General features: G+C 70.1%; 16 protein-coding genes. 9 read left to right on the forward strand and 7 right to left on the reverse strand.

Annotated features, from left to right (window positions below):
- The first annotated feature begins 15 nt into the window (after positions 1-15).
- Entirely contained in the window at positions 16-2,307 is a 2,292-nt protein-coding gene (gene metE / locus GT347_RS24525; protein ID WP_160554682.1) for a 5-methyltetrahydropteroyltriglutamate--homocysteine S-methyltransferase, read from the forward strand.
- A 62-nt stretch (positions 2,308-2,369) separates the two neighbouring features.
- Here the strand turns inward: metE and GT347_RS24530 are convergent, their stop codons facing one another.
- Positions 2,370-2,774, reverse strand: coding sequence for a hypothetical protein (locus tag GT347_RS24530; protein ID WP_160554683.1), 405 nt, complete (start codon positions 2,772-2,774; stop codon positions 2,370-2,372).
- 278 nt (positions 2,775-3,052) lie between these two features.
- Between GT347_RS24530 and GT347_RS24535 the strand changes: the two genes are divergently transcribed.
- The 3 genes from GT347_RS24535 to GT347_RS24545 all read left to right on the forward strand — a co-directional run bounded on the left by GT347_RS24535 (position 3,053) and on the right by GT347_RS24545 (position 6,228).
- Positions 3,053-4,834, forward strand: a complete 1,782-nt coding sequence (locus tag GT347_RS24535) for a glycoside hydrolase family 15 protein (protein WP_160554684.1) — start codon at positions 3,053-3,055, stop codon at positions 4,832-4,834.
- Positions 4,831-5,349: a GyrI-like domain-containing protein gene (locus GT347_RS24540; RefSeq protein WP_160554685.1), complete on the forward strand. Its 519-nt coding sequence runs from the start codon at positions 4,831-4,833 to the stop codon at positions 5,347-5,349. Before GT347_RS24535 ends, GT347_RS24540 begins: the two co-directional genes overlap by 4 nt.
- Before the next feature lie 108 nt (positions 5,350-5,457).
- Positions 5,458-6,228: a class II aldolase/adducin family protein gene (locus tag GT347_RS24545; protein ID WP_160554686.1), complete on the forward strand. Its 771-nt coding sequence runs from the start codon at positions 5,458-5,460 to the stop codon at positions 6,226-6,228.
- Positions 6,229-6,240: 12 nt separating this feature from the next.
- On the opposite strand, the gene GT347_RS24550 is transcribed toward GT347_RS24545, so the two are convergent.
- The gene (locus GT347_RS24550; RefSeq protein WP_160554687.1) at positions 6,241-7,830 is read right to left on the reverse strand and encodes a gamma-glutamyltransferase family protein; all 1,590 of its coding nucleotides are present in this window, start codon (positions 7,828-7,830) and stop codon (positions 6,241-6,243) included.
- A gap of 45 nt (positions 7,831-7,875) precedes the next feature.
- Positions 7,876-8,856 carry a Bug family tripartite tricarboxylate transporter substrate binding protein gene (locus tag GT347_RS24555; protein WP_160554688.1) on the reverse strand — a complete coding sequence of 327 codons (981 nt, stop codon included), beginning with the start codon at positions 8,854-8,856 and terminating at the stop codon, positions 7,876-7,878.
- A 185-nt stretch (positions 8,857-9,041) separates the two neighbouring features.
- Between GT347_RS24555 and GT347_RS24560 the strand changes: the two genes are divergently transcribed.
- Entirely contained in the window at positions 9,042-9,725 is a 684-nt protein-coding gene (locus GT347_RS24560; RefSeq protein WP_160554689.1) for a GntR family transcriptional regulator, read from the forward strand.
- A gap of 4 nt (positions 9,726-9,729) precedes the next feature.
- On the opposite strand, the gene GT347_RS24565 is transcribed toward GT347_RS24560, so the two are convergent.
- A complete protein-coding gene (locus GT347_RS24565; protein WP_160554690.1) occupies positions 9,730-10,623 on the reverse strand; it encodes an NAD(P)-dependent oxidoreductase in 894 nt (297 codons plus the stop codon).
- Between the two features lie 29 nt (positions 10,624-10,652).
- Entirely contained in the window at positions 10,653-11,630 is a 978-nt protein-coding gene (locus tag GT347_RS24570) for a 2-hydroxyacid dehydrogenase (protein WP_160554691.1), read from the reverse strand.
- Between the two features lie 87 nt (positions 11,631-11,717).
- On the opposite strand from GT347_RS24570, the gene GT347_RS24575 reads away from it, so the two are divergent.
- From GT347_RS24575 to GT347_RS24590, 4 genes are all read left to right on the forward strand, one after another.
- Positions 11,718-12,524 (forward strand): FadR/GntR family transcriptional regulator, encoded by an 807-nt coding sequence (locus GT347_RS24575; protein WP_160554692.1) that lies wholly within the window; start codon positions 11,718-11,720, stop codon positions 12,522-12,524.
- A gap of 80 nt (positions 12,525-12,604) precedes the next feature.
- Positions 12,605-13,624, forward strand: a complete 1,020-nt coding sequence (locus tag GT347_RS24580) for an NAD(P)-dependent oxidoreductase (protein ID WP_229722483.1) — start codon at positions 12,605-12,607, stop codon at positions 13,622-13,624.
- Complete coding sequence (locus tag GT347_RS24585; protein ID WP_160554693.1) at positions 13,621-14,769, forward strand: mandelate racemase/muconate lactonizing enzyme family protein; 1,149 nt, start codon at positions 13,621-13,623, stop codon at positions 14,767-14,769. The genes GT347_RS24580 and GT347_RS24585 overlap by 4 nt, the downstream gene beginning before the upstream one ends.
- A 37-nt stretch (positions 14,770-14,806) precedes the next feature.
- Entirely contained in the window at positions 14,807-15,790 is a 984-nt protein-coding gene (locus GT347_RS24590; protein WP_160554694.1) for a tripartite tricarboxylate transporter substrate binding protein, read from the forward strand.
- Positions 15,791-15,814: 24 nt separating this feature from the next.
- Here the strand turns inward: GT347_RS24590 and GT347_RS24595 are convergent, their stop codons facing one another.
- Complete coding sequence (locus tag GT347_RS24595; protein WP_160554695.1) at positions 15,815-17,800, reverse strand: 3-hydroxybutyrate oligomer hydrolase family protein; 1,986 nt, start codon at positions 17,798-17,800, stop codon at positions 15,815-15,817.
- Positions 17,801-17,805: 5 nt separating this feature from the next.
- The gene (locus tag GT347_RS24600; protein ID WP_229722485.1) at positions 17,806-18,771 is read right to left on the reverse strand and encodes a Bug family tripartite tricarboxylate transporter substrate binding protein; all 966 of its coding nucleotides are present in this window, start codon (positions 18,769-18,771) and stop codon (positions 17,806-17,808) included.
- Positions 18,772-18,818 lie beyond the last annotated feature (47 nt).

The raw sequence follows: 18,818 nt of genomic DNA on the forward strand, positions 1-18,818 counted from the left end.
TCACAGACGACCCGCATGACCCTCACCCACAACCTCGGCTTTCCCCGCATCGGCGCCCGGCGCGAACTCAAGTTCGGCCTGGAGGCCTACTGGAAGGGCGAATCCGGCCGCGAAGAACTCCAGGCGCTGGGCGCCCGGCTGCGCCGCCTGCATTGGAGCCAGCAGGCCGGACTGGACTTCGCCCCGGTCGGCGATTTCGCCTTCTACGACCAGGTGCTGGACATGAGCTTCACCCTCGGCAACCTGCCCGAGCGGGTGCAAGGCTTCCACGGCGATCCGCTGGACAACTATTTCCGCGTGGCCCGCGGCCGCTCGGCTCAGGGCGGGCAGGACCACGGCGCCTGCTGCGGCGGTGTCGCGGCCGGCGAGATGACCAAGTGGTTCGACACCAACTACCACTACATCGTCCCCGAGTTCACCGCCGCCACCCGGTTCAGCCTCGATGCCTCGCGACTGCTGGCGCAGCTGGCCGAGGCCCGCGCCCAGGGCGTCAAGGCCAAGCCGGTGATCATCGGCCCGGTCAGCTATCTGTGGCTCGGCAAGAGCAAGGACGGCAGCGATCGCCTGGCCCTGCTGGAGCGCCTGCTTCCGGTCTACGCCGAGCTGCTCGAAACCCTGGCTGCGCAAGGCGTGCAGTGGGTGCAGATCGACGAGCCGGTGCTGGTCACCGAACTCGACGCCGACTGGCAGCATGCCTTCACCGCCGCCTATCACCAACTCAAAAGCGCCCGCGTCAAGCTGCTGGTGGCCACCTATTTCGGCCAGCTGCTGGAGAACACCTACCTGGCCGCCACCCTGCCGGTGGCCGGCCTGCACATCGATGCGGTGCGGGGCCGCGAGGACGTGCAGCCGCTGCTCAACCTGATGACCGGCAACAAGGTGCTGTCCCTGGGTGTGGTCGACGGGCGCAACATCTGGAAGACCGACCTCGCCGCCGTGCTCGACTGGCTGGAGCCGATCGCCGCCCGGCTCGGCGAGCGCCTGTGGATCGCCCCCTCCTGCTCCCTGCTGCATGTGCCGGTGGACCTGGCCAGCGAGCAGAAGCTCGACGGCGAACTCAAGTCCTGGCTGGCCTATGCGCTACAGAAGCTGGATGAAGTGCAGCTGCTGGCCCGGGCGCTCGACCACGGCCGCGACAGCGTGCGGCAGGCCCTGGCCGAGAACAGCGCCGCCATCGCCGCGCGCCGCCATTCGCCGCGTGTGCACAAGCCCGCGGTGCAGGCCGCCGTCGCCGGGCTGAACGCCGCCCTGGGCCAGCGCAAGCTGCCCTATGCCCAGCGCGCGCCCCGCCAGGCCGCGCTGCTGAAGCTGCCGGCCTTTCCCACCACCACCATCGGCTCCTTCCCGCAGACGGCCGAGATCCGCCAGGCCCGCAGCCGCTACAAGGCCGGCGAGCTGGACGAGGCCGGCTACAGAAGCGCCATGCGCGCCGAGATCGCCCGCAGCGTGCGCGAACAGGAAGCCCTGGACCTGGACGTGCTGGTGCACGGCGAGGCCGAACGCAACGACATGGTCGAATACTTCGGCGAGCAGCTCGACGGCTTCGCCTTCAGCCAGTTCGGCTGGGTGCAGTCCTATGGTTCACGCTGCGTGAAGCCGCCCATTCTCTTCGGCGACATCAGCCGGCCCAAGCCGATGACGGTGGACTGGATCCGCTTCGCCGCATCGCTCACCGACAAGCCGATGAAGGGCATGCTGACCGGCCCGGTCACCATCCTCAACTGGTCCTTCGTGCGCGACGACCAGCCGCGTTCGCTCTCCTGCCGGCAGCTCGCCCTGGCCATCCGCCAGGAGGTGCTGGACCTGGAGCAGGCCGGCGTGCGCATCATCCAGATCGACGAGGCCGCCCTGCGCGAAGGCCTGCCGCTGCGCAAGGCGCAGTGGAAGCACTACCTGGACTGGGCGGTCGAATCCTTCCGCATCAGCGCCAACGGCGTGGCCGACGAGACGCAGATCCACACCCATATGTGCTACTCGGAGTTCAACGACATCATCGGCTCCATCGCCGCCATGGACGCCGACGTGATCACCATCGAGACCTCGCGTTCCGACATGGAACTGCTCGACGCCTTCGACCAATTCCAGTACCCCAACCAGATCGGCCCGGGTGTCTACGACATCCACTCGCCCAACATCCCCACGCAGGCCCACATCGAGCAGCTGATGCGCAAGGCGGCCGAGCGGATTCCGGCCGATCGCCTCTGGGTCAACCCGGACTGCGGCCTGAAGACCCGGCAGTGGCCCGAGGTGAACGCCGCCCTGGCCCACATGGTGGCCGCCGCCAAGGCATTGCGCGCCGCGGCCTGAAACAGGCGGCGACGCGCAAAAGGAACCCGGCCTAGGCCGGGCAGGTGCAAAACCGGACCGGCTTACTTGGCCGGCATCGAGCCCGGCGTGGTCTTGAGCGAGCCCTGGCCGCTCATGCCGGTATTGGCACCGGCGCCCATGCCGCCGGAGGCACCCACATTGCCGGTGGTGCCGGTGCTGCTGTCGCCGGCGGCCGAGCCGGGCTTGGCCATGCCGCCGCCGCTCATCGAGCCGCCCATGGAGCCGGTCATGCCGGTGCCGCTGCTGCGTGCGGCGCCGGAGCCCGCACCGTTCATCGCGCCATCCTTCTTCAGGGTGGAGGTGGCGTTGCCGGAGCCGGTATTGCCTTGAACCGAGGTGGAGCCCGAGCCCATGGCCGAGCCCGAGGTCTGGGCCATGGCGGGTGCCGAGGCCAGTGCGCCGGCGCAGGCGATCAGGGCTGCTGCGGTGAGTGCTTTGGATTTCATGAGTAGCTCCTTCGTTTGTGGAAGCCTGCACCGTAGGCAGGCCGCACGCCGCGCCGCGAAGGCGGGCACGGGGCAAAGGCGTAGGACAGCGCCCGCAGCCGCGGTGGGGCCCATGTTCCCACCGCCGTCCTACGGCGCCCGTGCCGCTTTGGCGTACACCACGCCGCCCGCGCTGCTGCCAAGGTGCCGGATCACTTTCGCCATGGCGACATGAAGCCCACACAACAAGCAGACCTCTCCCCCGGGACCTCAAGTCCGTCCAGCGCATCGACGGCTATTTGCCGCTGGAGCAATACGGCATCCTCGGCGACGGCCGGGCCGTGGCCCTGTCGGGCCTGGACGGCGCCATCGACTGGTGGTGCGTGCCCAACCTGGATTCGCCGCCGCTCTTCAACCGGCTGATGGACGCGGAGCAGGGCGGCGTCTTCGCCATCACGCCCCGCGGCCGCTTCCAGTCCCGCCAGCAGTACCGCCGCGACAGCAATGTCTGCGAGACCGTCTTCGTCACTCCCACCGGCACGGCGCGCATCGTCGAATCGCTCAACAGCGGCACCGCCGGGCGCCTGCCCTGGGCCGAACTGGCGCGGCGCGTCGAGGGCCTGGAAGGCTGGGTGGAGTTCGAACTGACCATCATCTTCGGCCGCCGCGCCGATGCCGCCAGCCCCTACCAGTCGACCATCGGCAAGCACTCGGTCTTCCACGTGGACCGGGTGCTCGGCGTGTTCGTGCACGGCGATGCCTGGCAGGTCGAACGCTCCGACGAAGGCGTGCGCGGCAGCCTGCGCATCGAGGCCGGCCAGCGCCAGCTCGCGGCCATCGTGGCGGGCGAGGACGAACCGCTGGTCGTGCCCACGGTGGAAGACATCGACGCACGCATCGAGATCTCCGACCAGGAATGGCGGCGCTGGACCGAAGGCCTCAAATACGGCGGCCCCTTCCGCGACGAATTCCGCCGCAGCGCGCTCGCCCTGAAGCTGCTGCTCTTCTCGCCCACCGGCGCGATCGCCGCCGCCGCCACCAGCTCCCTGCCGGAGAAGATCGGCGGCGGCAAGAACTTCGAATACCGCTACGCCTGGATCCGCGACGCCGGCTACACGGTCAAGGCCTTCCTGGCGGCCGGCGCCAATGCCGAGGCCAAGGCCGCCTTCACCTGGCTGCTCAAGCGCATGGAGGAACATGGCCCGCAGGTCTGCTTCACCCTGCACGGCCAGAAGGTCGGGCCGGAGCAGGAGATCGGCGTGGCCGGCTACCGCCACAGCGGCCCGGTGCGCACCGGCAACCTGGCGGCCGAGCAGCGCCAGCACGGCGTCTTCGGCGACATCTTCGAGACCGCCTCGCGTTTCGTCGATGGCGGCAACATCCTCGATGCCTCCAGTGCGCACCTGCTGGCCCGCATGGCCGACCTGTGCGCCGACAGCTGGCGCCTGAAGGACCACGGCATCTGGGAGCTGGCCGAGGCCGAGCACTACACCAACTCCAAGATCAGCTGCTGGCAGGCCCTGGCCCGTGCCGTGGAACTGGCCGACGGCGGCCAGCTGCCCACCACCTGCCGGGACCGGTGGTTCCGCGAGCGCGATCGCATCGAGGCCTGGATCGTCGAGAACTGCTGGTCCGAAGCGAAACAGTCCTATGTGATGTACCCCGGCACCGAGAAGCTCGACGCCTCGCTCGCCCTGGCCGTGCGTTTCCGCTTCGATGGCCACGATCGCCTGCTGGGCACCGTGGCCGCGCTGGACCGCGAACTCTCCCACGGCGCCTTCCACTACCGCTACACCGGCATGCGCGAGGAGGAGGCCTGCTTCATCGCCTGCACCTTCTGGATCGCCGAAGCGCACCTGCTGCTGGACCAGGAAGAGGCCGGCACCCGCATGATCCGCCGCGCGGTGGACGGCCTGCAGGCGGGCAACGGCGTCTTCAGCGAGATGATCGATGCCGACACCGGCGCCCATCTGGGCAACCTGCCGCAGGGCCTGTCGCACCTGGCGCACATCATGGCGCTGGATGTGATGGAGCAGCGGGCGCGGCGCGAGACGGCATCGGCCCGACAATCCGGCGCATGAACCTCGCCGACCTGTCCTCCCCCGCTGTCGTCTGCCTGCCCGACCTGGCCCGGCGCGACGCCTTCACCGTCGCCGGCCCCACGCGCCGCTTCGACGCCGCGAACGCGGCCGCCATCCCGCAGCTGTGGCCGACGCTCCTGACCGCCTTGCCGCTGGCCGGCCAGACCGGCGGCTGGATCAGCTACGGGCTGACGTGGGGCTACGACCCCGCCACCGGCGGCTTCGACTACATGCCCGGCGTGGCCGTGGAGCCGGGCACGCAGCCGCCGGCCGGCTTCAGCCTGAAGCAGGTGGCGGCGGCGAGTTATGTGGTGTTCAGCATCACCCTGGGTGCGGGCGACCTGCACCTGCAGGTCAAGTCGGCCATGGCGGCGATCTGGGGCGTGTTGCTGCCGGCCTCGGGCCTGCGCGTGGCCGAGGGCCCCAGTTTCGAGTACTACGACGGCCGCTTCCAGCCGGGCCAGCCCGGATCGGTGCTGGAGTTCCATGTGCCGGTGCTGCCGCCGCAGGGCTGATCGCACGGCGCTACGGGCAGGGTTTAGCCGGCTGCGTGGCGAGGGCCGGCTTCGGTATGGTCGTGGCAAGGGCCACGCCCGACATCCTCAGCCTTCCCGACTCCCCCCATGACCATCGCCCAGCTCCAGTTCCCCAGCGTCCGCCACCTCGTCGATGAAACCGAATGGAAGATGCGGGTGGACCTCGCCGCCTGCTACCGCCTGGCGGCGTTGTTCGGCTGGACCGACCTGATCTTCACCCACCTCACCGCCCGGATCCCGGACACCGACCATTTCCTCATCAACCCCTACGGCGTGATGTTCGACGAGGTGACCGCGTCCAGCCTGGTCAAGGTGGACCTGCAGGGCAGGAAGGTGATGGAGTCGGACTACGACATCATCCCCGCCGGCTTCCTCATCCACAGCACGGTGCATGCCGCCCGGCCGGATGCGCATTTCGTGATGCACCTGCATTCGATCAACGGCGTGGCGGTGTCGGCACAGGAGCAGGGCCTGCTGCCGATCTCGCAGCAGGCGCTCTTCGTGATGAACTCGCTGGGCTACCACGACTACGAAGGCATCGCCCTCAAGGACGCCGAGCGCGCGACGCTGGCGCGCGACCTGGCCGACCGGCAGTTCCTGATGCTGCGCAACCACGGCCTGCTCACCACCGGCCGCTCGGCCGCCGATGCCTTTTTGGCCATGCACAAGTTCGAGGCCGCCTGCATGATCCAGGTGCGGGCCCAGGCCGGCGGCGGGGCGCTGCGGACCATCGCGCCGGAGATCATCGCCGGCGCACCCGAGCAGATCGCGGCCGGCCGGCGGGGCCGCGGGCCGGAGGTGGTCTGGCAGCCGCTGCTGCGGCAGGCGGCGCGCCAGAGCCCGGGCTTCGACCAGTAAGGTGGGCGGAGCCTAGAAGCCGACGGCCTGGCCGTCGCGCCGCGAATCGCTGGCGGCCACATAGCCGCCCTCGATGCGGTGGATCAGCTGGGCCGAGCCGAACTCCAGGCTGTCGGGCGGCGCCACCTGCACGTCGTGGCCGCGCGCGATCAGCTCCTGCACCACGGCGGTCGGCATGTGCGCCTCCACATGCACCACCGGCCCGTTCTCCACCCGGAAACGCGGCGCGTCGCTCATGGCCTGCGGGTTCTGATGGAAGGAGGCCAGGCGCAGCATCATCTGCAAATGGCCCTGGGCCTGCATCGAGCCGCCCATCACGCCGAAGGCCATCAGCGGCTCGCCGCCCCGGGTGACGAAGCCCGGGATGATGGTGTGCATAGGCTGCTTGCCCGGCGCCACGCGGTTGGCATGGCCCGGCTGCAGGCTGAAGCTCTCGCCCCGGTTGTGCAGGCCGATGCCGGTGCCCGGCACCACCACACCCGAGCCGAAGCCGCGGTAGTTGGACTGGATGAAGGACACCATGCTGCCCGCCGCATCCGCCGCCGCCAGGTACACCGTGCCGCCCGGCTTGGGCACGCCGGCCATGGGCACCGAGGCGCGGTCCATCTGGATCAAATCCGCGCGCGAGGCCAGGTAGGCGGGACCCAGCAACGCGGCCGGCGGCACCAGCATGTGGGCCGGGTCGGCCACATGGGCGTGCAGGTCGGCGAAGGCGAGTTTCATCGCCTCGATGCCCAGGTGGTAGAAGTCGGCGCTGTCGCGGCCCATGGCCTCGATGTCGAAACGCTCCACGATGCCGAGCGCGATCAGGGCGGCGATGCCCTGGCCGTTGGGCGGCAGCTCGTGCAGCTCGTGGCCTCGAAAGCTCTGCGAGATCGGGGCTACCCAGCCGACCTGCTGGGCGGCGAGGTCCGCCTTCGTGATGCTGCCGCCGGTCTTGGCCGCATGTTCTGCGATGCGTTCGGCCAGCGCGCCTTGGTAGAAGCTGCGGCCGCCGGTGGCGGCGATGTCGGCCAGGGTGCGGGCCTGGTCGGGGAAACGCCAGACCTCACCCGCGCGTGGCGCGCGGCCGTCGATGGTGAACGCCTCCCGGAATCCCGGCTGTTCGATCAGCACCGGCAGCTGAGCCGCCCACTGGCGGGCGATCTGCGGCGAGACCAAAAAGCCGTCGCGTGCATAGCCGATGGCCGGGGCGAACAGGCGCTCGAAGGGCAGCTTGCCGAAGCGGTCCGACAGGGCCTTCCAGCCCGAGACGGCGCCGGGCACCGTCACCGTGTCCCAGCCCACCTTGGGCATGGTCTGGTAGCCGGCGAAATGCTCGGGTGTCCAGGCGGCCGGGGAGCGTCCGCTGGCGTTCAGGCCGTACAGCCTGCCCTCGTGCCAGACCTGGGCGAACAGGTCGCCGCCGATGCCGTTCATCACCGGCTCGACCACCGTCAGCGCGATCGCGGTGGCGATGGCCGCGTCGATCGCATTGCCGCCCTGCTGCAGCATCTGCAGCCCTGCCTGCGCGGCCAGCGGCTGGCTGGTGCTGACGGCGTTGGCCGCGAGCAGCGGCATCTTCTGCGAACGGTAGGGGAAGGACCAGTCGAAATCTTGCATGGGAGGCGGGGAGGGGACAGGGGAAGGAAAGAATGGCGGGCCGGCTTACTGCATGGCCAGGCCGGACTGGCGCACCAGCTTCTCGGTGCGCGGGATCTCGGTCTTGATGAAGGCCTCGAAGTCGGCCACGCTGCCGCCGCGCGCCTCGGCGCCGGTGGCCACCAGGCGCTCGCGGAACTCGGGGTTGTTCAGCAGCTTGTTGATCTCGGCGTTGAGCTTTTCCACGACGGCGGGCGGCGTGCCGTGGCTGGCCACGATGCCGTACCAGGGCGCGATGTCGTAGCCGGGATAGCCCTGCTCGGCGATGGTGGGGATGTCCGGCGCCATCAGGGCGCGGGTGGCGCTGGAGACGCCCAGCGCCCGCAGCTTGCCGGCCTTGACCTGGGGCAGGGCCGTCATGATGGTGTCGAAGTACATCGAGACCTGGCCCGACAGCAGCGCGGGAATCGCCTCGGCCGCGCCCTTGTAGGGCACATGCACGATGTCGATGCCGGCCACCTGGCGCAGCAGCTCGCCGGCCATGTGGGAGGTGGTGCCGGCGCCGAAGGAGGCATAGGTCAGCTGGCCCGGATGCGCCTTGGCGTAGGCCACCATCTCCGGCAGCGTCTTGAAGGGCAGGGAGGGATTGGCCAGCAGCACGTTCGGCGTGATCGCCACCATGCCCACTTTCTCGAAGGCGTCCGGGTTGTAGCTGAGGTTCTTGTAGAGGAAGCGGTTGGTGACCATGGAGGCCGGGCCGCTCATCAGCAGGGTGTAGCCGTCGCCCGGCGCGCGGGCCGCCGCGTCGCTGCCGATCATGGCGGCGGCGCCGGGCTTGTTGTCGATCAGGAAGGGCTGGTTCAGGGCCTGGCTCAGGCCGGTGCCGATCTGGCGGCTCAGCAGATCGGTGGCGGAGCCGGCCTGGAAGGGCACGATGATCTTCACCGGCTTGCTCGGCCAGCCGGCCGGCGCCTGCGCGGCGGCCACGGTGGCGAGTGCGGACAGCACGACGGTGAACAGGGGCAGGCGCAATGTTTTCAGAAGCATGGACAATCCTCGGCAATGAGTGGATATTAGGATATGTGGATCCAATTTGAAGACTGGTAAACCCGAAGCACGAGCCGTGCCCGGATTTACGCGAAGGTCCTGCCCCGCCCTGGTGCAAGGCCTGCGCCGCCTCACCGGACCCTAGAATCCTTTTTTTGTCGCCCCGCCAGCCAGGACCTTCTTCGATGCTTGCCCACCGTCCGCCGCCCTTCGAGCATGGGCATTCGACCGCGCAGGAGGAGGCCTACCAGCACATCCGCCAGGCGATCCGCATGGGCACGATGCGGCCGGGATACCGCCTGGTGCCCGACGAGATCGCCAACGCCATCGGCATGAGCCGCATGCCGGTGCGCGAGGCCTTGAACCGCCTGGCTGCCGAGGGCCTGATCGTGCTGCGGCCCAACCGCGGCGCGGTGGTGCGCGGCCTGACCGAGAAGGAGGTGCGCGAGGTCTTCGAGATGCGCGCCGTGCTCGAAGGCCTGGCCGCCTCCATGGCCGTCTCCCGGGTGACGCCGGCCGACCTGCTGGACCTGGAGCAGCTGCTGATCCGCATGCGCAACAGCGCGGCCAACACCGCCGACTGGATCACCGAGCACCGCCAGTTCCACGAGCGTTTCTGCGCCATCGCCGATGCGCCGCGGCTGATGCACCAGATCGCGGCCCTGCATCTGGTGGTGGAGCCGCTGATGCGGCTGTGGCTGGAGAACCGCTCTTCCAGCGCCTACCTGCAGGACGTGCACGAGGAACTGGTCGCCACGCTCAAGGCCGGCGATGCGGCGCACATGGAAGCCATGATGCGCGCCCATGTGCTGCGCACCGTGCCGGGCATCACGGCGGCGATGCGCGAGCAGGGCGCCCAGGCCGGCTAGGAGCCTAGGCCTGCGTGGCCGGCGCGCCCTGGAACAGCGAGACCAGTTCCGGCATCAGCGCCTGCGGCCCGCCCAGGTCCAGCGCCTGGCCCAGCGCCGCCAGCACGCTGTCGGCGATGTCGTGCTGGGCACCGGCCTCGCGCGCCATGGTGGTGTAGTAGCCCAGGTCCTTCACGCCGTTGGCCACGGTGAACCGCAGGGCCGAGGGATCGCGCGTGGTCAGGTAGGGCTTGACCCGCTCCAGCGCCGCGCCGCCGCCGCCGCCCTTGCCCAACACCTCCACGAACACGGCGGTATCCACGCCGGCCTCCTGCGCGCAGGCCGCGGCCTCGGCCAGCAGCGAGACGAAACCCAGCGACACGAAGTTGTGCAGCAGCTTCATGCGGTGGCCCGCGCCGACCGGGCCGCAATGGCTGATGTTCTCGGCGAAGCAGGCCAGCAGCGGCCGGCATTCGGCGAACAGGGCCGCGTCGCCACCCACCAGCAGGTTCAGCCGGCCCTCGGCCGCTTCCTTGGGCGAGCGGGTCATGGGCGTGTCGAGGAAGCGCCCGCCCGCGCGCTGCACCTCGGCGGCCAGGCGCTCGGTGGAGGTGGGGATGGCGGTGGAGCAGTCGATCACGATGGTGCCCGGCCGCATGGCCTGCAGCACGCCGCCCTCGCCGAGCAGCACCGCCTCGACCTGGGGAGTGCCGGTGACGCACAGGATCACGATGTCGGCGCCCGCCGCCAGCCCGGGGATGCCCGGCTCGCTGCGCGCACCGCTGTTCTTCAGCTCATCCAGCGGCTGGTTGCCCGCATGCTCCAGCACCGTCAGCGCATAGCCGTGCTTGAGGATGTTGCGGGCGATGCCGTGGCCCATCATGCCGACGCCGATCAGGGCGATGCGCGGTTTGTCCATGTCTGTCTCCTTGGGGTTGGGTGTTCGAATCAGGTCAGCAGGTTGTCGGGCGACTGACCGCGGGCCAGGGCCTCGATGCCGTGGATCAGCAGCCAGCCCATGGCATCGCGTGTCTCGTGGGTGGCGCTGCCGATGTGGGGGGACAGGAACACGTTGTTGAGCGTACGGTAGCCGGGGTGCACCTGGGGCTCGTTGGCGAAGACGTCCAGGCCGGCGCCCAGCAGATGGCCGTTGCGCAGGGCGGCGATCAGGGCCTCGTCCTGCACCAGGTCGCCGCGCGAGATGTTCACCACGACCGCACCACGCGGCAGGCGGGCGAGCCGCTCGGCATCGAACACGCCGCGCAGGGCGGGGGAGCCGGGCGCGGCGATCATGAGGATGTCGCTGTGCTGCAGCAGGCCGTCGAGCGAGTCAAAGTAGAGGGCGCCGTCTTCCAGCCCAGGCTCCAGCCGCTGGCGGTTGTGGTACTGGATGCGCAGCCCGAAACCCCGCGCACGGACCGCGATGGCCCGGCCGATGCGGCCCATGCCGAAGATGCCCAGCCGCCGGCCCACCAGGCCCATGCCCAGCAACTGCGTCGGCGCCCAGCCGGGCCAGGCGCCGCTGCGCACCATCTGGTCGGCCTCGTGGCCGCGCCGGCAGGCGTTGAGCAGCAGCATCAGCGCGATCTCGGCGCAGGCATCGCTCAGCACATCGGGCGTGTTCAGCACCCGGATGCCGGCGGCGCGGGCGGCGGGCAGGTCGATGTGGTCGAAGCCGACCGACAGCGTGGCGATGGTGCGCAGGCCGGGCAGCTGCGCCAGCGTCTCGGCGCGCAGCGATTCGGTGGCGGTGACGAAGAGCAGTTCGGCGCCCCGGGCCCGCTGCACGATGTCGGCCGGGGGCAGGATGGAATCGTCCTCGTTGACGGCCAGCTCGAAGCGTTCGTGCAGCGCGGCCTCGATGGCGGGCGTGAGCCGGCGGCAGAGATAGGCGCGTAGGCGGCTGGTCGGGGAGGGTGTGGGCATCGAAGGTATTACAAATACGTCATATCAATTGTCAAGCCGATCAGGGCCCGGTGGTATTCTCGAAATCCCGATTCCGTCCTTTCGTCCATGGCCACTCCCCGAACCTCCGCCACCCCTGGCGCCCGTGCCGGCGCCGAGGGGACGCTCGCCGACCGCATCACCGGCCTGCTGGCCCAGCAGATCCGCAGCCGCGTCTATCCGGCCCATGCCCGGCTGCCCACCGAGCAGTTCATGACCGAGCAGTACGGCGTGAGCCGCACGGTGATCCGCGAGGCGATCTCGCGTCTGAAGTCCGAGGGCCTGGTCGAGACCCGCCAGGGCAGCGGCACGGTGGTGCGCGAGGCCCAGGCCTCGGAGGCCTTCCGCCTGGGCCGCAGCGACGAGGATCCGGCCCAGGCGGTGGTGCGCATCCTGGAACTGCGCCGCGGCATCGAGGCCGAGATGGCCGCCCTGGCCGCCGAACGCCGCACTACAGCCGAGATGGCCGCCATCCAGGCCGCGCTCAAGGACATCGCCCGCGCGGTGAAGGCCGGCGGCGACGGGGTGCAGGAAGACCTGGCCTTCCATCTCACCATCTCGCGCGCCACCCACAACAGCCACTACACCGAGCTGCTGGGCATGCTGACCCGCTCGCTGCACGACACCATCCGCCTGACCCGCAGCAACGAGGCCCGCCGCGCCGACCTGGCCGGCGAGGTGCTGGCCGAGCATGCGGCGCTGTGCGCGGCGATCCGCGCCAGGGACCCGGCCGCCGCGCGGGAGGCGGCCTTCCTGCACATGCAGAACACGGCGGTGCGCCTGCAGCATGCCGGCCAGGAGTTCTGGACCGGCGACAGCCGCGCCACCGCGCAGCGGCTGGCCAAGGTCAAGCTGGGTACCGACCCTCAACGCTGAGCCGGTCTCAGGGTCCTCCACAGGGGCCAGCTTGTCTTCCAACTTGTATGATCTATTCATAAGACAAAAGGATAGACATCGTGGACATCCTGGAGACAAGAAGGCCGGTGGTGCTCTCCACCGACGGCCTGCATCCCGACGTGGCCGAGCGCCTCGCCTGCTGGGCCGAGCTGCAGTACCTGCCGCCCGGCCTGAGCCCGGCGCAGAGCGACGACGCACTGCGCGAAGCGGTGGGCAGGGTGCAGGGGCTGATCGTGCGCCGCCAGCTCCCGGCTGACCTGTTCGAACGCCCGCTGGCCCTGCGCGCCGTGATGCGCCAGGGCGTGGGCCTGGACTTCATCCCGGTGGACCGGGCCACGGCGCATGGCATTCCGGTCGGCAACACACCGGCCGTCAATGCCAATGCGGTGGCCGAGTACGTCTTCGCCGGCCTGCTGGCGCACAGCCGGCAGCTGGCAGCCTTCGATGCGCGGGTACGCGCGGGCGACTGGTCTGCCCGCACCCAGGCCGGCGCCCGCACCTTCGAGCTGCGCGGGCGCACGCTGGGCCTGCTGGGTTTCGGTGCGGTCGGCAGGCGGATCGCGGCCATCGGCGAACACGGCTTCGGCATGCGTATCTCCACCTGCACGCAGACGCCATCGGCCGTGCCCGAGGGCATCGCGGCGATGCCGCTCGAAGCCTTGTTCGAGGCCAGCGATGTCATCGTCATCGCCTGTCCGCTCACCCCCGCCACCCGCGGCCTGGTCGATGCCCGGGTGCTGCGCCATGCCCGGCCGCATGCGCTGCTGGTCAACGTCGGCCGCGGCCCGGTGGTGCAGGAGGAAGACCTGGCCGATGCCCTGGAGCAGGGCCGGCTGGCCGGCGCGGTGCTCGATGTGTTCGCCACCCAGCCCCTGCCGTCCGGCAGCCGGCTGCGCCGCCATCCCGGCGTGCTGCTGACCCCGCACCTGGCCGGTGTCACGCAAGAGGCCGAACGCGCCATGGGCCTGCTGGCGGTGGACACCCTGCAGGCCCTGCTGCGCGGCGAGCGGCCGGCCAATACCGTCAACCCGGCCGTGTTCACGGCGCACCCCACAACACCACAGGAGACATCACCTTGAAGATCACCCGCATCACCGCCGTCCCGCTGTCCTTCCGCCTGCCCGAGGGCAAGACGGTGACCATGGGCATCGGCAGCACCCTGAAGCGCGACGCCATCGTCATCCGCGTCGAGACCTCCGAAGGCATCACCGGCTACGGCGAGGCGCACCCGGGCCGCAGCCCGGGCGCCATCGTCAGCCTGGTGCACAACACCCTGCAGCCGCTCCTGGTCGGCATGGAGGCCACCGACTGCGTGGGCGCGTGGCAGCGGGTGCACCGCATGCAGCTGTCCAGCCACGGCCTGGGCGCGGGCACCTGCCTGGCGCTGTCGGGCATCGACATGGCCTTGTGGGACATCCGCGGCAAGGCCGCCAAGATGCCGCTCTACGAACTGCTGGGCGGCAGCCGGCGCCGCATACCGGCCTATGCCGGCGGCATCGCGCTGGGCTATCAGGCGCCCGAGTCGCTGGCCGAGGAGGCGCAGGAATACGTGGCGCGCGGCTACAAGGCCGTCAAGCTGCGCATCGGCGACACGGTGAAGGACGACATCGCCCGCGTGCGCCATGTGCGCAAGGTGCTGGGCGAGGACATCGACATCCTCACCGACGCCAACACCGCCTACACCATCGCCGACGTGCGTCGGGTGCTGCCGGTGCTCGCCGACATCCAGGCCGGCTGGCTGGAGGAACCCTTCGCCTGCAACGACTTCGCCTCCTACCGCGAGGCCGCCAGGATCACGCCGCTGGTGCCGATCGCCGCCGGCGAGAACCATTTCACCCGCTTCGAGTTCGGCCAGATGCTGGATGCACGCGCGGTGCAGGTCTGGCAGCCGGACCTGTCGAAGAGCGGCGGCATCACCGAAGGCGTGCGTATCGCCGCCATGGCCTCGGCCTTCCGCATCCCGGTGCATGCGCACAGCTCGGCCACCGGGCTCAACCATGCGGCCACGCTGCACTTCCTGGCCGCCACCGAGAACGCCGGCTACTTCGAAGCCTGCGTCTCCAAGTTCAACCCCTTCCGCGACATGTTCGGCGACACCTTCGCCATCGGTGCGGACGGCTGCGTGGAGCCGCCGACCGGACACGGCCTGGGCATCGAGGTGGACGAGTCCATCTTCGACCAATACCCGATGGTGGATGGCCCCGGCTATGTCGTGAAGTTCTGAGACCCGCCATCCGGCGAACCCAAAAAAGGAGACAGCCATGGACCTCAAGATAAGCCGCTTCGCGCGCCTGCTCGCACCCCTGCTGGTGGGCCTCTGCCTGGGCGCCCCGGCGCTGGCCGACGACTATCCGAGCAAGCCGGTCCGCATCGTCGTACCCTACACGCCGGGCGGGTTCAACGACACCCTGGCGCGCACCGTGGGCGAACGCCTGGGCCGCAGCTGGAAGCAGTCGGTGGTGGTGGACAACCGCCCCGGCGGCAACACGGTGCTGGGCAACAACCTGGTGGCCAAGGCGCCGGCCGACGGCTACACCATGCTGATCACGCCGCTGCCCTTCTCGGCGCTGCCGGCGCTCTACGGAAACAAGCTGCCCTACCACGCGCTGAAGGATTTCACGCCGCTGATCTGGGCGGCGAGTACGCAGAACGTGCTGGTGGTGCGCAACGACCTGGGCGTGTCCAGCGTGGCCGAGCTGATCGCCATGGCCAAGGCCCGGCCGGGCAAGCTCAACTACGGCTCGACCGGCTCGGGCTCGTCCAACCACCTGTCGATGGAACTCTTCGAGGCGATGACGCAGAGCAGGATGACCCATGTGCCCTACAAGGGCAGCGCCCCGGCCGTGATGGCCATGCTGGGCGGCGAGATCGACGTGCTCTTCGACAACGTGCCCAACGTGATGCAGCAGATCAAGGCCGGCAAGATCAAGCCCATCGGCGTCACCGGCACCAGCCGCGCGGTGCTGCTGCCGGAGGTGCCGACGGTGGCCGAATCCGGCGTGCCGGGCTACGAGGTGAACGTCTGGTTCGGCATGCAGATGCCGGCCGGCACGCCCAAGGCCATCGTCGACAAGGCCAACCAGGACATCGTGGCCATCCTCAAGGAACCCGAGGTGATCCGCCAGTTCCGCGAGCAGGGCGTGGAGGTGGTGGGCAGCACGCCCGAGGCCTTCGGGCAGCTGCTGCAGAAGGAGGTGCCGAAGTGGACCAAGGTGATCGAGGATGCCGGGGTGAAGCTCGAATGAGCTCCTTCCCCGGCAGTGCCCCGGTCAGTCGGGCACGGTCACCCGGCCGGCCTTGACCAGGATGCGGTCGCGGCGCGCCGGCTGCTGGCGGATCGGCGGCAGGTCGGCCGCCTCCACCTGCGGCTGGCCCTTGGCCATGCCGCTCGGGGCCGCGGTGCGCACCAGCTGGCTGGGCGGCAGGGGCTTGCCGTCGGCCAGGTGCGACCACAGGGCCTCCAGTGCTTGCAGCTGGTAGGGCGACAGGGGCACCAGGCCCCTGGCGCCGGCCCCCGGCTCGCCGTGGGTGGCGTTGGTCACCTCGATGTAGCGCAGGGCATCGGTGTGCGCGGAGACCAGCGAGTTCAGGCCGAGGTAGGCGCGGCTGGTGAAGTCCGGCGGCTCCACCAGGTCGGCGCGGCCGTGCACGATCAGCGTGGGCAGCGCGCCGACGTCGGCCGTCGCCATCACCGAACGCAGGCCCTCCTGCACCCGCAAGGCATCCGCCGAGTGGCCGACCACCAGTTCACGCAGGCACAGCGCCGCGTCGAAGTTGTAGTCCTGCCGGCCGGTGGAGCGCGACACCGACAGCGACGATTGCCGGGGCCCGTTCGGGTCGGCATCGTTGATGACGCTAACGATGCGGCCGTCCGGCGTGCCGCCCAGCTGGGTGGCGAACCATTGGGCGGATTCGGCCGGCGTCGCCGGGCGTGGGCGACCCTCCTTGTCGATGGCGGCGAAGCTCAGGCCGCACAGGTTCTCGGCCACGGTGAAGCGGCCGTACTGGCTGGCCTGGCCCAGCGTGCTCTGTTCGGCCAGGGCGCTGCCGGCGACCTGGGCGTCCGCCTCGGGCTGCATGCCGAAGGCGTGCAGGCGGTCCAGGGCTTCCTGTGCCTGGCTCGCGGTGTCGCCCACCTTCAGCAAGCCCGCTTCGACGAGCGACGTGCAGCGGTTGGCCGCGAACTTCAAACCGGCCGCCCCGGGCGTGCCGGGCAAGGCCAGCGCGGCGCAGGAGCGGTAGAGGTTGGAGTAGCTCAGCAGGTCGAGGATGGTGCGGTTGCCGCCGGCCCGGACGCGCTGGCCCTGCGCGATCACCACACGCGGGTTGGCCGGCGTCATGATCTGCGGCGACATGGCGACCACGCCGTCGAGCAGGTGCCCGCTGTCCTGCTCGGCCGCCTTGAGCACCGCGCCGCCGCCGTTGGAGAAGCCGGCCGCGATCACCCGGGTGTTCGCCCGCGTGACCGTGGCCTGGCCCGGCCAGCTGCGGCCGCCCAGCTCGGCCAGCGCGAACTCCACCGCACGCAGCACCGACTGGCCCCAGTCGGCCTCCTGCGTCCAGCCGCCATGCGCCCATTTGTAGGCCAGGCGGTGCGGATGCGATGCGGAGAACGCACCGGCCGCGGCCGGCATGCGGGCCTCGGCCGGGCCGACGAGGCGGCCGTCGATCCCCACGCCGCGCCCGGCGTCGAGGTCGAACACGCCCGCGCCCAGCCCCTTGTCGGCCCAGGCCACGGCGCAGCCGCGCACCAGGCCCCAGTAGCCGGCGCGCTGCATGTCGCCCCAGACGTTCTGGCTGCCCGGCGTGGCGATGGCCACGATGCAGGCATGGGCCGGATCGAAGCTGCGCGGCACCTGCAGCAGCAGGCCGGCCATGCGCCGCCCGCTGCCGTCGTCGGCATAAGCCAGCACTTCGTCGCCGGCGATGCGGCCGTCGCCGCTCACCCGGCCGGTGCGCGGATCGACGTTGGGGCCGAACAGCCGGCCGAAGCCGTTGGCCGCGCCGGGCGGCCGGTTCAGCACCGCGCGGCGCAGCTCGGCGAAGGTGGGCGCGGCGGGGTCGGCGTAAGGGCCGGGCGTGCCGGTGAGGCCGGCCACGCCCAGGCCGCCGGTGACCAGGTCGTCGTTCACGCCGTCGTAGCTGTCGCGCCGCACCACGTGCAGCCAGTCGGGCGTTGCGGCCCAGGTGTTGAAAGCGCTGGCCAGCAGCAGGCCGGCCCACGCCGCCCGGGTGGGGTTGAAAGGGGTTCGCATGGCGGTCAGTCGAGCTTGATGCCGACCGTCTTCACCACCTTGTCCCACTTCTGCGAATCGCTGTTGACCAGCTGGGTGAAGTCCACCGGGCCGAGGGCGGCGGGCTCCATGCCCATCTTGCTGATCGACTCGCGGATGGCCGGCTGCGCGATCACGGCGGCGATCTCCTGCGCCAGCCGGTTGACCGTGGGCATGGGCGTGCCGCCGGTGGTGAACACGCCGTACCAGGACAGCACCTCGTAGCCCGGCACGCCGGATTCGGCGATGGTGGGGATGTTGGGCATGGTCTCCACCCGCTTCGAACTGGTCACGGCCAGGATGCGCACCTTGCCGCTGTCGGCGCCGGCCTTGGCCGAGGGCAGGCTGGCGAAGGTCATCTGCGCCTGGCCGGCCATCACGTCCTGCATGGCGGGCGCGTCGCCGCGGTAGGGGATGTGGGTGATGAAGACACCGGCCATGCTCTTGAACAGTTCGGCCGACAGGTGCGAAATGGTGCCGTTGCCCGGCGAGGTCACGTTCAGCGTGCCCGGATGCGCCTTGGCATAGGCCACCAGCTCCTGCACGTTCTTCACCGGCAGTTCCGAGTTGACCACCAGCGCATTGGCCGACTTGGCCACCAGCGACACCGCCTGCACGCCCTTGACCGGGTCGTAGGGCAGCTTGCTGTAGATGGAGGGCGCAATCGCCTGTCCGCCCACCGAGCCCAGCAGCAGCACCGAGCCGTTGGGCCGGGCGCGCGCCATCTCGGCGGTGGCCACGGTGCTGCCGCCGCCGGGCTTGTTCTCCACCACCATCACTTCCTTGGTGTTGAGCTGGAACTGGGTGGCCACGGTGCGGGCGATGACATCGTTGCCGCCGCCGGGCGCGAAGCCGACCAGCAGGCGGATGGGGCCGGGCGGCAGGTCCTGCGCGAAGCCGCTCGCGGCGGCCAGGGCGAGTGCGACGGCGGGGACGATCTTGAACAAACCCATGGTGATCCTCGGAAAAAGCGTTGGTGTGGAGATGTCTTCTTTGCTGG

It is taken from the genome of Xylophilus rhododendri, from assembly GCF_009906855.1.
GTDB classification, from domain to species: domain Bacteria; phylum Pseudomonadota; class Gammaproteobacteria; order Burkholderiales; family Burkholderiaceae_C; genus Xylophilus; species Xylophilus rhododendri.